The organism is Paraurantiacibacter namhicola (genome assembly GCF_001687545.1).
GTDB classification, from domain to species: Bacteria; Pseudomonadota; Alphaproteobacteria; order Sphingomonadales; family Sphingomonadaceae; genus Paraurantiacibacter; species Paraurantiacibacter namhicola.
Window position 1 is genome coordinate 716,401 of sequence record NZ_CP016545.1, and the last position, 12,545, is coordinate 728,945.

Below are 12,545 nucleotides of genomic sequence, written 5' to 3' on the forward strand. Positions count from 1 at the left end.
CCTGTCAGGTAATCTCGTAAGCCGCCAATGTGGCCATTCGCGGGCGATTGTGAAGGGCGCATCCGGCCTTTTCCCGACAAGGCGGCAAACCGCGCAATTTCCGCTTGCAGGGTGCAGGGGCCGGTGCTAACCGCGCCGCTCCCCACCACGACAGGCCCTTGGGCACACGTGGTAGAGCGCCAGTGAGCGGGCGTAGCTCAGGGGTAGAGCACAACCTTGCCAAGGTTGGGGTCGGGCGTTCGAATCGCCTCGCCCGCTCCATTTTCTCCTATTCGACCGAATGCCATGATCGCGCGACGAAGCGCGCTTTTCAGGGTTGTGCGAAAGCGTGCAGGCTCTATGTGACAGTATAACATCTGCCACCGCTTCCTCGGAGATAGCGTTTCCATGATTTTGTCCCGCCTCCTCGCCGGCACTGCCGCGCTGACTTTCCTCGTGCCGAACGGCGCGGCCCTTGCCCAAGACGCGGAAGTGCAGCGTCAAGACACTGCCGAAACCTCTCAGGAACGCGCGAGCGGCGATGATTTCCATGGCGAGATCGTGGTCCGCGCGGGCGGCCTTGCGCGGCTGGACATGCTGGCGGGCACATCTGTGCTGCAGGGCGATGAACTGCAGCGCAACCTCGATGGCCAGATCGGCGAGGTGCTGGCGAAGCTGCCGGGCGTTTCCGCCACCAGCTTCTCTCCCGGTGCATCGCGCCCTGTCCTGCGCGGCTTCCAGGGTGACAGGGTGCGCGTGCTGGTTGACGGAATCGGCGCAATCGACGCCTCCAACACCAGCGCCGACCATGCCGTGACGATCGACCCGCTGACCGCGGAGCGTATCGAGGTCCTGCGCGGCCCTGCCGTGCTGCTTTACGGTTCCAGCGCCATCGGCGGCGCGGTCAATGTCATCGACCGCCGCATCCCGCAGGCGCGCCCGGACGAGCCGCTTCATGTCGATGCCATCGTCGGCTTCGATACGGCGCACCATCTGCGCGAAGGCGGCGTCTCCTTCGACCTGCCCGTAGGCGGCGGCTTTGCACTGCATGTCGATGGCAGCATCCGCCGCACGGACAATGTCGAGATACCCGGCTTTGCCGTTTCCGGCCCGCTGCGCGCCGACCTGCTGGCAGAAGCTGCCGAGGAAGAGGCGGACGAGCCGGAGGAAGCGGCCGAACTGCGTGAGGCAGCCGGCCGGAAGGGGTCCGTCCCCGGCACTTACACTGCGACGGAATCGGCCGGTGTCGGCCTCGCCTGGTTCGGCAATGGCGCGAACCTGGGCGTCTCCTTCGGCTATTACGATAGCGATTACGGCATCCCCCTGCGCCCCGGCACGGAGCATGCGCATGAGGAAGACGGCGCTGCGCCAGGTGCCGAAGAAGAGGAAGAGATCGAGGACGTGCGCATCGGCCTCGTCCAGAAGCGCGTGGATTTCCGCGGCGGCGTCCAGCTGGGCGGCGGCTTCTTCGAAGAGCTGACCACGCGTTGGGGCTATGCCGATTACACGCATACCGAATTCGAGAATGGCGAAGTCGGCACGGTCTTCGACGTCGAGGGCGTCGAGGGACGCGTCGAGCTGGTGCAGCGCGAACGAAACGGCTGGCGCGGGTCGATTGGCGCGCAGTTCCTTTACAAGGACTTCGTTGCCGTGGGCGAGGAAGCTTACGTCCCGCCCAACACGACCGAGCAGTTCGCCGTCTTCACCTTGCAGGAAGTCGAGCTGGGCAATGCCGAGTTCGAGTTTGGCGCGCGCTATGAAAACGTCTCGCTGGAGAATGTCACCAGCGGGTTGAAGCGTGACTTCGACGCCTATTCGCTGGCCGGCGGCCTGTCCTACTCCCCGTCCTATGGCTGGCGCGTTGGTGTGAATCTTTCACATTCCGAACGCGCGCCCACATCGGAAGAACTGTTTGCAGACGGACCGCATATCGCCTCGCAGCAGTTCGAGATCGGCGATGCCGGCCTGGTGAAGGAAAAGGCAAACGGCGTGGAGGGCTACGCCCGCTGGAATAGCGGCCCTGCCGATTTCGGCATCGCGGTCTATCACACGTGGTTCGACGATTTCATCTACCTGCAGTCCACGGGAATGGAGGAAGACGGGCTGCCGGTCTTCATGCAGCGCCAGCAGGATGCCAAGCATTTCGGTGTGGAGGCGGAAGCCACTTTCCCGCTGCTGCGCGGCGACGGCTGGTCGCTGGTGGGCGAAGCGCGCGGCGATTATGTGCGAGCAACGCTGGATAATGGCGATCCGGTCCCCCGCATCCCGCCGGTCAGCCTGCTGGGCGCAGCCGAATATCGCACCGATGCCTTCGATGTGCGCGCAGAGGTCCAGTGGTTCGGCGAGCAGGACCGTGTCGCACCGCTTGAACTGCCGACGGACAGCTTTGCTTTGGTGAACATGGCGCTGACATGGAAGCCGGTGCGCGGCGACGGCAATCTGACTGTCATCCTGCAGGGCAACAATTTGTTCGACGTGACCGGGCGCCGCCACGCCAGCTTCACCAAGGATTACGTGCCCATGGCCGGGCGCAATGTGAAGGTGACGGCGCGCCTCAGCCTGTAGGCGCGTCTTCCACTCCGAAGCTGATGTCCGCATGCTCGCGCAGGCGGTCCACCAGCGACGCGCCGAGATGCGATCCGGGCGTGCCGATGCCGCCCTTTCCGCTGCCTTCCAGCAGACCGATGCCGGTCTGCGCCAGCATGCGGCAGGTCGAGCCGTAGCCCGGATCGTATTTGCCTTTCACGCCGTAGCGCAGGGAGGTCCCGTCCGGATTGTTGCCGACGAACAGGATATCGTAAAAGCCGTTCTCGCGCTCTTCTTCGGTTGGGCCTTCGCCCGGCTTGGGGCCGCCATCGGAGAAGGGCGCCTTCAGCGCAGCGGTCATGGCCTTGGCCGCCGTCTTGCCCATTTCGCCAGGGCTGGTCAGCACCATCTCGTCGTACCGGAAATCCTCGCCATAGGGGAAATCGCGCAAGAAATTGGTGCGGTGGACGTTCTTGGTATTGATCGTCGCCATGATGAAAGGCGCGCACCAGCTTTCCAGCTGGTCGTCATAGACCGGGATCAGGCCGCCGGGCTGGTCCGGCCCGGAGAAGCCGGGCGTCAGCGCGAAGGGATCGGCTGAAAGCTTGAACAGCGAGGGATCCTTCATCGCGGCAGCGATGCTGGCCTTGAAACTGGCCGCCGTGCCGCCAGAGAACGTGCCCTGCATCTTGCGCACGCGGCCCTTCACGCGCTGGAAGGGCTTGCCGAAGCGGCTCTTCGCTTCTTCCTGCAGCATCAGCACGCCGAGGTCGAAGGGGATGGAGTCGAAGCCGCTGGAAAAGGCGATGCGCGCGCCGCTCGCCTCGGCAGCCGCGCCGTATTTCTCGATCATCTGAGCCATCCATGCCGGCTCGCCGCACAGGTCGGCATAGTGCGTGCCTGACTTGACGCAGGCGGCCAGCAAGGGCTCGCCATAAAGCTGGTAGGGGCCGACCGTGGTGACGACCACTTTCGTGCGCTCAACCATGGCGTCCAGTGTTTCGGGGGCGGAGGCATCGGCCACCACCAGCATGACGCTGTCCGGGATGCCCATCTCGCTGCGCACGGCATTCAGCTTCTGCAGGTTGCGGCCGGCCATTGCCCAGGTCGGGCCATCATCCCGCCCGGAATAATGTTCGTGCAGATATTGCGCGACGAGCCGGCCGGTATAGCCGGTGGCGCCGTAGACGATCAGGTCAAATTCTGGGTGCTCTGACATGGGATTACCCTCCTCTTTGGAGGATTAGCGCGCAAGGGACGCGGGTGTTCCCTCACAGCCGCAGCGCTTAGAGCCTCGGCAGGGTGACGCCGCGCTGGCCCATGTATTTGCCCGCCCTGTCGGCATAGGTCACCTCGGGCCGCTCATTGCCCTGCAGGAACAGGAATTGGCAGGCGCCTTCATTGGCGTAAATCTTGGCGGGAAGCGGCGTGGTGTTCGAAAATTCCAGCGTCACATGGCCTTCCCAGCCCGGCTCCAGCGGGGTGACGTTCACGATGATACCGCAGCGGGCGTAAGTGGACTTGCCAAGGCAGATAACCAGCACATCGTCCGGGATGCGGAAATATTCCACCGTGCGGGCCAGCGCAAAGCTGTTGGGCGGGATGATGCAACAATCCGTCTGCCGGTCCACCAGGCTGTCCCCGTCGAAGTTCTTCGGGTCGACGACGGCAGAATTGACGTTGGTGAAGATCTTGAACTCGTCCGCCACGCGCGCGTCATAGCCGAAGCTGCTGACCCCGTAAGAGATGCAGCCGTCGCGCCGCTGCGCCTCCACGAACGGCTCGATCATCCCTTCGTTCAGGGCCTTTTCGCGGATCCACTTGTCGGAAAGAATCGCCATGCAAAGGGGATTCCCGACGCGGACCGCCCGCACAAGGCGTGCGCGAACTTATCCCCCAGCCAGCAGGCTCGCATTGCCGCCGGCGGCGGTGGTGTCGATGGTCGTCACCCGCTCGGTCGCGAAGCGTTCCACGTAATGCGGGCCGCCGGCCTTGGGGCCGGTTCCGGACAGGCCCTCGCCGCCGAACGGCTGCGTGCCCACCACCGCGCCGATCTGGTTACGGTTGACGTAGAGGTTTCCGACATGCGCGCGCGCCTCCACGAAGCGGCGGGTCGAGGCGATGCGGCTGTGCAGGCCTAGCGTCAGGCCATAGCGCGTGCGGTTGATCCGCTCGATCACCTTGCCAAGGTCCTCCGCCTTGTACCTGCGCACGTGCAGGACGGGGCCGAAGTTTTCGCGCTTGAGCTGGTCGATGGCGTCCAGCTCGATGATGGTGGGCGCGACATAGCTGCCAGGCTCGCACTCGGCTGGCAGGCCGAGCCGCATGACCGGCAGGCCCAGTTGCTCCATCTCGGCGATGTGGTCTTCAAGCTTGCCTTGCGCTTCCTCGTCGATGACGGGCCCGATATCGGTCGCGAGGTCGCGCGGCTGGCCCACGTCCTGCGCGGCGAATGCGCCCTTGATCATGTCCAGCATGGAATCCGCGATCTCTTCCTGCAGGTATAGGACGCGCAGCGCGCTGCAGCGTTGTCCGGCGCTCTGGAAGGCGCTTGCCACCACGTCGCGGGTGACCTGTTCGGGCAGGGCGGAGCTGTCCACGATCATGCAGTTCTGGCCGCCGGTTTCGGCGATGAAGGTGGCGATCGGCCCCTCGCGGTCGGCCAGCGAGCGGTTGATCTTGTGCGCCGTTTCGGTGGAGCCGGTGAAGGAGATACCGTCGATCCGTTCATCCCCGCTCAGCATGGCGCCGACGCGCCCGTCGCCCGGCACCAGCTGGATGACATCGTCAGGGATACCGGCCTCGTGGCATAGCTTCACGGCCAGCGCGGCGATCAGCGGTGTCTGCTCGGCGGGCTTTGCCAGCACGCAATTGCCCGCTGCCAGCGCGGCGGCGGCGGGGCCGATGAAAATGGCGAGTGGGAAATTCCAGGGGCTAATGCAGCCGAACACGCCGCGGCCGTGCAGGCGCAAAAGGTTCTCCTCGCCTGTCGGGCCCGGCAGCGGCATCGGGCTGCCGAACAGCATGCGCGCCTCGCAGGCATAATAGCGCAGGAAGTCCACGGCCTCGCGCACTTCCAGCACGCCGTCCACCAGCGTCTTGCCGGCCTCGCGCTGGCACAGGCTGAGGAATTCCGGCGTGTGCTCCTCAAACAGGTCCGCCACGCGGTCCAGCAGGTGGCCACGTGCAATCCCGCCGCGCCGGTCCCACTCGGCCTGAGCATCCTTGGCCCGGACCAGGGCCAGGTCCACATCCGCCTCGGTTGCTTCCAGCACGCTGCCCACGACATCGCGCCGGTCCTGCGGGCTGGTGATGGGCCGGGCGGGGCCGTGGTCTTCCGCCAGCACGGTGGGCGTTGCCGCCCAGTCGCGCGCGGCGAGCTTGTCCAGCTGTTCCAGCAGAGGCTCGCGCACCAGCGGGTCTGCCAGGTCGACGCCTGCGCTGTTGAGCCGGTTGGGATAGATGTAAGCGGGCAGCGGGATCTGCGGGTTTCGCAGCGGCTCCAGCGCGGCGAGGTCGCGCACCGGATCGGTGGTCATTTCCTCGACCGGCACGCCTGCGTCGGCCATGCGGTTGACGAAGCTGGAATTGGCCCCGTTCTCCAGCAGGCGGCGCACGAGGTAGGCCAGCAGTTCCTTATGCCCGCCAACGGGCGCGTAAATGCGCACGCGGGTCGGCGTTTCACCGGCGCGGCGTTCCAGCTCCGCCAGCTCCTCGTAAACTTCCTCGCCCATGCCGTGCAGGCGCTGGAATTCGAAGTCGCGCCCGCCCACGCCTTCCTCGGCTGCCAGCGCCTTGATGGCGCCCACGGTGTAGGCGTTGTGCGTGGCAAAGGCGGGATACAGCACGTCGGCCGTCGCCATCAGCTTCGCGGCGCAGGCGAGGTAGGAGACATCGGTGCCGATCTTGCGGGTGAAGACGGGGTAATCGTCAAAGCCGCCGACCTGGCTCAGCTTCACTTCCGTATCCCAATATGCGCCCTTCACCAGCCGCACCATCAGCTTGCGCGAATGGCGCCGGGCCAACCTGGCGACCCAGTCGCACAGCGGCACGGCGCGCTTCTGGTAAGCCTGCAGCGCCATGCCGAAGCCTTCCCATTGCCCGCCGCCGGGCAGGTCGAACAGGCTGTCGTCCGCGACCAGTTCCTCGATGATGTCCATCGAGAGTTCCAGCCGCTCTGCCTCTTCCGCGTCGATCGTGAAGTGGATGTTGCAGTCACGCGCCTGCGCGGCGAGTTCTCGCACCATGGGCACCAGAGCCGCACGCGCGGCTTCGGCATGCAGGTAATCGTATTTCGGGTAGAGCGCGCTCAGCTTCACGGAAATGCCCGGGCTGGGGCGGATGCCGCCCTCCGCCTCGCTCGCCAGCCGCTCGATCGCGGACTGGTAGCTTTGGCGGTATTTCTCCGCATCATCGAAGGTCATGGCCGCTTCGCCCAGCATGTCGAAGCTGTGCGTCCAGCCTTTCTTGCGCTCTGGCCGGGCGCGCTTCAGCGCTTCGTCGATCGTGCGCCCGAACACGAACTGCCCGCCAAGGATGCGCATGGCCTGCAGTGTTGCCTTGCGAATCACCGGCTCGCCCAGCTGGCCCACGGTGCGGCGCAGGGTGTTGGAAAGGCCCGCTTCGGCGTTGCGCCCGGCGTCCAGCACCTGGCCCGTCAGCATCAGCGAGAAGGTCGCCGCATTGACGAAGGTGGAGGAGCTTTCACCGAGATGTTCGGCCCAATCGATATCGGCCAGCTTGTCCGTGATCAGCGCATCGGCGGTGTCGATGTCCGGGATCCGCAGCAGCGCTTCGGCAAGGCACATCAGCGCGATGCCCTCTTCCGTGCCGAGGCCGTAATTCTGCAGGAAAGCATCGAGGCCCGATGCCGTGCGCTTGCGAGCCCCGGTGATAAGATCGCCTGCGAGCGCGGCGGCCTGCGGATGTACGCGGCTGGCAGGTCCGGCCTGCTTGATGCGCGTCTCGAGGCAGGCGTCCTCGTCGAATCTGTAAGCTTGTCGCAGCTCGGTACGGTCGATTGGCATGACGGCGCGTTTGAACCCGGTTTCAGCCGTAATCAAGTTTTGTGACGCGGTGTCAGGTGGTAAGGGCCAGCCATGAAGATCATCCTCAGCCGCAAGGGGTTCGACAGCGGGAGCGGAGGCGGGCCTTCGCCGATCGTGGATGGACGCCCGCTCAGCCTGCCGATCCCGGCGGGCGATGGCCCCTCGCGCACCACATACGGCGCGTTGGGTCTGGCCGATCACGCCGCGCAGGCCAGCCGCGGGAAGCTGGGCGGCGAGGATGCCTGCCATCACGATCCCATGTTCCTGGAAGACGGCACCTGCCTGTTCGGACAATGCGGTGCGGCGCAGACGCATCTGGAAAACCGCGGCGTGGGCGTGGGCGATACTTTCGTTTTCTTCGGCCTGTTCCGCGCCCCCGGCGAAGCGCCGCATCACCGCATCTTCGGCTACCTGCGCGTGGATGCCATCACGCGCCTGGCGGATGGAAGCGAGCGGGACCGCGCGAGGCTGGCAGGCCATGGCCACCCCCACGCAATCGGCATGCTGGCGAAGAACGATGTGATTTACGAGGGCGCAGGGCGGACCGCCCGGTCCAGCCCCGATGGCCTGCGGCTGAGCGTGCCAGGCGCTTCACCCAGTCTTTGGGCGGTGCCTTCATGGCTGCGCGCGAGCGGCCTCTCCTACCATGACAGGCCGGAGCGCTGGCTGCGCGGCGGGCGCTTGCAGAGCGTGGCGCGGGGGCAGGAATTCGTTGCCGATGTCGGCCGCCGCAAGGCGCCGCGCGAATGGCTGGATGCGGTCGTGGCGCTGATCGAAGCTTAACGCACCACGATGAAGACGCTGGCCGGACGCTCGCCGCGATTGGTCAGCGTGATGGCGAAGCGTTCGGTGAAGCGCGGCAGCCAAAGGCACTTGGCCTTCGGGCTCAGCGAGCGGGCGCAGACGCGTTTCGTATCACGGTCACTGATGGTGAGTTCGACCCGCGCGCCCTTGCTGGCATGGGCTGCGATCTCGGCCTTCTGGCCGGCATAGAACACCTGCTCCATCTCCATGCTCTCGCCCGGTGCAAGCCGCGCGCGGCGATAGGCGGGGCCGAGCGTGCGGCCCCGCCAGGGGGTAGAGGTGCTGGTATCCGCCGCGCGCCATGCGGCTAGCGGGTCGTCGCTCTCGCCCTCTGCCACCTGCACGCCAAGGCCATTCAGCCGGGCTAGGTAAGGTGCGCGCGTCGCCTCGTCTCCCGCAGCCTCTGCCGTCGCCAGCAGGGCGGCTCCGAATTCGGCGGGGCTCTCGGCTTCGGCTTCCAGCTGCACAACGCTGGGCAGCGGCGCGGTGTCGGGCACGCTGGCACAGGCCGCCACGAGTGCGGACAGCATGGTGAGGATCGTCGCGCGCATCAGACCGCCCCCTTCGCAGACCGGACGCGGAAATGTGCGCCCGTCTCGCTATCCAATAGCACCACCTCCATGCCGTGTCGCGCCGCGATGGCCTGCACCAGCGCAAGGCCGAGGCCATGGCTGGAGCGGCCATCGACCGCATGGCTGGCACGGAAGCGCTCGAACAGGACCGGGCGCAGGGCAGGGGGGATGCCGGGGCCGTCGTCCACCACCTCGATGAGCGGGCCCGGCGCGACGCGCAGCAGCAACTCGCCGCCGGAGGGCACATATTTCAGCGCATTGTCGAGCAGGTTGGAGAGCAGGCGGCCGATCTGCATGCGCTCGCCCAGCATCGTGGTTCCGGGCGCGATGTCGGTGCGGAAGGTTAGGCCGGCCTCTTCCGCGCTGTCCTCGTACAGCTCGGCCATGTCGCCGGCGAGCTTTGAGAGGTCGAACTCCTCCAGCCCTTCCGCTTCGCCAATGCGGGCCTCGCTCGATGCGATGTCCAGCAGGCTTTCCAGCATGGCGACGAGGTCGCGGATGTCGCTCCGGCTTTGCTCCACGCCGTCCAGTTCCGTGCCGGGTGGCAGCTGCGTGCGCAGCGCCGCCAGCCGGTTATCGAGATGCGTCAGCGGGGTGCGCACCTCATGCGCCAGCTGGTCCGACATGTGCCGATGCGTGCGCGCGAGGCTGGCCATGCGGGTAAGCGCGCGGGCGGAATGGCCGGTCAGTTCCGAGATTTCGTCGCCGCGGTCATCCTCTGGCAGCGCGGGGACGTCCTCCCCGCTGGCGCCGCGGAAAGCGAGGTTCACCGCATCAACACGGCGGCGCAGGCGGGCCGCCGCGCGGCGCGCCAGCCAGGTCACGATTATGACGATAACGAGCGCACCGGCCAAGAATGTCAGGGCCAGCCGCCACATGGCCGCGCGGTCCTGCGCATATTCGCGCGCGACGGCAAGGTTCAAATCCGGCCCCAAGCGCGTTGCGCGGCCATAGGCCTTGGTCCCGTCCGTCAGCGTCACGAAGCCGTCCTGGCTGACGGCGGGGTCGAGACCGGGCCATGCGCGGCCATCGGCCAGCAGGCTGGTGCCATCGGCCCGCACGACCCAGTAATGCGCACGCCGCCCGTCGCTGGGGATTAGCGCAGTGCGGTCTTCCAAACGGCGCAGCAGCTCCGCCTCCCCGCCGGTCACATAGATATCGGCAAGCGCGGCGACGTCCGTATCGAGCTGTACTGCCAGCGCCGCTTCCCTTGCACGCCAGCTTTCGGCCAGCACGATCGCGCCCAGCACGGCCAGCGCCAGCAGCGTCGTCACCACCGCGCCGCGCAGCATGCGGCCGAAGATCGAACGCCGCGTTCCGGCAGTCGCCGTCAGGTGCTGGCTGGCAGCCGTCATCCGGCCTGACCCGTGCCGGGAAGGAAGCGGTATCCCTTGCCCCATACCGTCTCCAGCGCGGGATGTTCGTGGCCTTCTTCCAGCTTGCGCCGCATGCGCCCGATGTTGACGTCCACGACATTGGTCTGCGGATCGAAATTCATGTTCCACACATCGCGCAGCAGCATTTCGCGGGTCACTACTTCGCCTGCATTTTCCATGAAGTAGCGGAACAGCGCGAACTCCTTGGGGCTGAGCGCGATGTGCTGTCCGCCGCGAAAGGCCGTGCGGTTCTTCACATGGCACTCGAACGCGCCGTACAGGATTACGGCGCTGTGGGCGCGCCCCTCCGCCCGGCGGACCAGTGCGCGGATCCGGGCGACCAGCTCTTCCGCTTCATATGGCTTGGCGAGGTAATCGTCGACGCCGGCATCCAGCCCTTCCACCCTGTTGCCCGCCCGGCCCAGCGCGCTGAGCATCAGCACGGGCGCATCCACGCCGCTGGCGCGCAGCCGCTGCACGATTTCCAGCCCGTCCATGTCGGGCAGCATGCGGTCTAGAATGATGGCGTCGAATTCCTCCCCCGCGGCACGGCGCAGGCCCGGCTCGCCCGCCTGCTCCCAAACCACATCAGCACCCTCGCGCCCCAGCAGCTCGCGCACGTCGGCCGCCGCTTCCGGGTTGTCCTCGACATATAGCAGTTTCACGAAGGCCCCCTCGCGCGATTGGCAGACGTCAGAAGGGTTAGCAGGCAAGGGCAGCCGAAATCACGCGACAATTGCCGTTAGGATTGGCTTGGACCGCAAGGCCGTGCCATGCGTTGTGGCAATTGGGCGGCTTAAATGTGCTCGCCTGCCGCGCCATTTCCGCCTCTCGCGGGCGAACCAGCAGAAAGACTTTCATGAGCAGCTACGATTACGACCTTTTCACCATCGGCGCGGGTTCGGGCGGAGTGCGCGCCAGCCGCGTCGCCGCAGCGCATGGCGCGAAAGTGGCCATTGCGGAGGAGCACCGCATCGGCGGCACCTGCGTGATCCGCGGCTGCGTGCCCAAGAAGATGCTCGTTTACGGCGCGCATTTTGCCGAGGACCTGGAAGACGCGCAGAAGTTTGGCTGGACGGTGGGCGAATGCAAGTTCGACTGGGGCAAGCTGCGCGACCATGTGATGTCTGACGTGGACCGCCTGAATGGCCTCTACCGCGAAACGCTGGAGGGCCATGACGTACGCATCTTCGACGAGCGTGCGGAGATCACCGGCGACCACGAAATTACCCTGGCCAGCGGCAAGGTGGTGACGGCAAAGCACATCCTCATCGCCACGGGCGCCACGCCCTATGTGCCCGAATGCCCGGGCCACGAACACGGCATCACCAGCAACGAGGCGTTCCATCTGGACGAGCTGCCGGAACGCATCCTGATCGCGGGCGGCGGCTATATCGCCAATGAATTTGCCGGCATCTTCAACCAGTTCGGCACCAAGGTGACGATCATCAACCGCACGGAGACGATCCTGCGGCAGTACGATCACTCGCTGCGCGACCGGCTGATGCAGATCAGCATATTGAAAGGCATCGACTTCCGCTTCCGCGCCGAATTCCGCGGGATAGAGAAGACCAAGGATGGCTGCCTGCGCGTCTCCATGACCAATCACGACGATCTTGAGGTCGATTGCGTAATGTTCGCCACGGGCCGCGTTCCGCACACCGAGGGACTGGGACTGGACAAGGCGGGTGTCGAAATGGGCGAGAAGGGCGAGATCAAGGTCGACCGCTTCAGCAAGACCAATGTCGATTACATCTATGCCGTGGGCGATTGCACCGACCGCGTGCAGCTGACCCCGGTGGCCATCCGCGAAGGCCAGGCCTTTGCCGACACCGTGTTCGGGAACAAGCCCACCAGCGTGAATTACGATCACATCCCCAGCGCGGTGTTTAGCCATCCGCCCATCGCCAGCGTCGGCATGACGGAGGGTGAGGCGAAGAACAAGCTCGGCTCCATCAAGACCTACACCTCCGACTTCCGGCCGATGAAGAACGTGGTCGCGGACCGGAACGAGCGCAGCCTCTATAAGATGATCTGCGACGGCGATAACGGGCGCATCGTGGGCCTGCACATGATCGGACCGGATTCGCCGGAGATCATGCAGGCCGCCGCTGTTGCCGTGCGCGCCGGGCTGACGAAGGAAGACTTCGACAACACCATGGCGCTGCATCCAACCATGGCGGAAGAACTCGTCCTGATGCGCTGAGCTTGCCCGCCGCGCGCGCGCAAGTTACCGCAGA

At 65.8% G+C, this 12,545-nt stretch carries 9 protein-coding genes and 1 tRNA gene; 4 read left to right on the plus strand and 6 right to left on the minus strand.

Features of this window, described 5'->3' with window-relative positions:
* The first annotated feature begins 186 nt into the window (after positions 1–186).
* Together A6F65_RS03465 and A6F65_RS03470 are read left to right on the plus strand one after the other, a co-directional pair.
* Positions 187–261, plus strand: a tRNA-Gly gene (locus tag A6F65_RS03465).
* Positions 262–387: 126 nt separating this feature from the next.
* A complete protein-coding gene (locus A6F65_RS03470) occupies positions 388–2,544 on the plus strand; it encodes a TonB-dependent receptor (RefSeq protein ID WP_067786015.1) in 2,157 nt (718 codons plus the stop codon).
* Here the strand turns inward: A6F65_RS03470 and A6F65_RS03475 are convergent.
* The 3 genes from A6F65_RS03475 to putA form a co-directional block, all read right to left on the minus strand.
* On the minus strand, positions 2,534–3,724 hold the full coding sequence (locus A6F65_RS03475) for a saccharopine dehydrogenase family protein (protein WP_067786017.1): 1,191 nt from the start codon (positions 3,722–3,724) through the stop codon (positions 2,534–2,536). The genes A6F65_RS03470 and A6F65_RS03475 overlap by 11 nt on opposite strands.
* Before the next feature lie 67 nt (positions 3,725–3,791).
* Positions 3,792–4,346: a dCTP deaminase gene (gene dcd / locus A6F65_RS03480; protein WP_067786019.1), complete on the minus strand. Its 555-nt coding sequence runs from the start codon at positions 4,344–4,346 to the stop codon at positions 3,792–3,794.
* A 48-nt stretch (positions 4,347–4,394) separates the two neighbouring features.
* Positions 4,395–7,532, minus strand: coding sequence for a bifunctional proline dehydrogenase/L-glutamate gamma-semialdehyde dehydrogenase PutA (gene putA, locus A6F65_RS03485; protein ID WP_067786021.1), 3,138 nt, complete (start codon positions 7,530–7,532; stop codon positions 4,395–4,397).
* A 72-nt stretch (positions 7,533–7,604) separates the two neighbouring features.
* Between putA and A6F65_RS03490 the strand changes: the two genes are divergently transcribed.
* The gene (locus tag A6F65_RS03490) at positions 7,605–8,336 is read left to right on the plus strand and encodes an Nmad3 family putative nucleotide modification protein (protein WP_067786023.1); all 732 of its coding nucleotides are present in this window, start codon (positions 7,605–7,607) and stop codon (positions 8,334–8,336) included.
* Here A6F65_RS03490 and A6F65_RS03495 read toward each other — a convergent pair.
* The 3 genes from A6F65_RS03495 to A6F65_RS03505 are packed head-to-tail and all read right to left on the minus strand — an operon-like array spanning position 8,333 to position 10,970.
* Positions 8,333–8,908, minus strand: a complete 576-nt coding sequence (locus A6F65_RS03495; RefSeq protein WP_067786025.1) for a hypothetical protein — start codon at positions 8,906–8,908, stop codon at positions 8,333–8,335. The two genes, A6F65_RS03490 and A6F65_RS03495, sit on opposite strands and share 4 nt — an antisense overlap.
* On the minus strand, positions 8,908–10,284 hold the full coding sequence (locus A6F65_RS03500) for a sensor histidine kinase (RefSeq protein ID WP_067786027.1): 1,377 nt from the start codon (positions 10,282–10,284) through the stop codon (positions 8,908–8,910). Before A6F65_RS03500 ends, A6F65_RS03495 begins: the two co-directional genes overlap by 1 nt.
* Positions 10,281–10,970, minus strand: coding sequence for a response regulator transcription factor (locus A6F65_RS03505; RefSeq protein WP_067786029.1), 690 nt, complete (start codon positions 10,968–10,970; stop codon positions 10,281–10,283). Before A6F65_RS03505 ends, A6F65_RS03500 begins: the two co-directional genes overlap by 4 nt.
* 194 nt (positions 10,971–11,164) lie before the next feature.
* Between A6F65_RS03505 and gor the strand changes: the two genes are divergently transcribed.
* Positions 11,165–12,511: a glutathione-disulfide reductase gene (gene gor, locus A6F65_RS03510; protein WP_067786031.1), complete on the plus strand. Its 1,347-nt coding sequence runs from the start codon at positions 11,165–11,167 to the stop codon at positions 12,509–12,511.
* The last annotated feature ends 34 nt before the right edge of the window (positions 12,512–12,545 follow it).

Coding starts and splice junctions, on each gene's coding strand:
- A6F65_RS03470 (WP_067786015.1), top strand. CDS start 388: ATGATTTTGTCCCGCCTCCTCGCCGGCACTGCCGCGCTGACTTTCCTC.
- A6F65_RS03475 (WP_067786017.1), bottom strand. CDS start 3,724: ATGTCAGAGCACCCAGAATTTGACCTGATCGTCTACGGCGCCACCGGC.
- dcd (WP_067786019.1), bottom strand. CDS start 4,346: ATGGCGATTCTTTCCGACAAGTGGATCCGCGAAAAGGCCCTGAACGAA.
- putA (WP_067786021.1), bottom strand. CDS start 7,532: ATGCCAATCGACCGTACCGAGCTGCGACAAGCTTACAGATTCGACGAG.
- A6F65_RS03490 (WP_067786023.1), top strand. CDS start 7,605: ATGAAGATCATCCTCAGCCGCAAGGGGTTCGACAGCGGGAGCGGAGGC.
- A6F65_RS03495 (WP_067786025.1), bottom strand. CDS start 8,908: ATGCGCGCGACGATCCTCACCATGCTGTCCGCACTCGTGGCGGCCTGT.
- A6F65_RS03500 (WP_067786027.1), bottom strand. CDS start 10,284: ATGACGGCTGCCAGCCAGCACCTGACGGCGACTGCCGGAACGCGGCGT.
- gor (WP_067786031.1), top strand. CDS start 11,165: ATGAGCAGCTACGATTACGACCTTTTCACCATCGGCGCGGGTTCGGGC.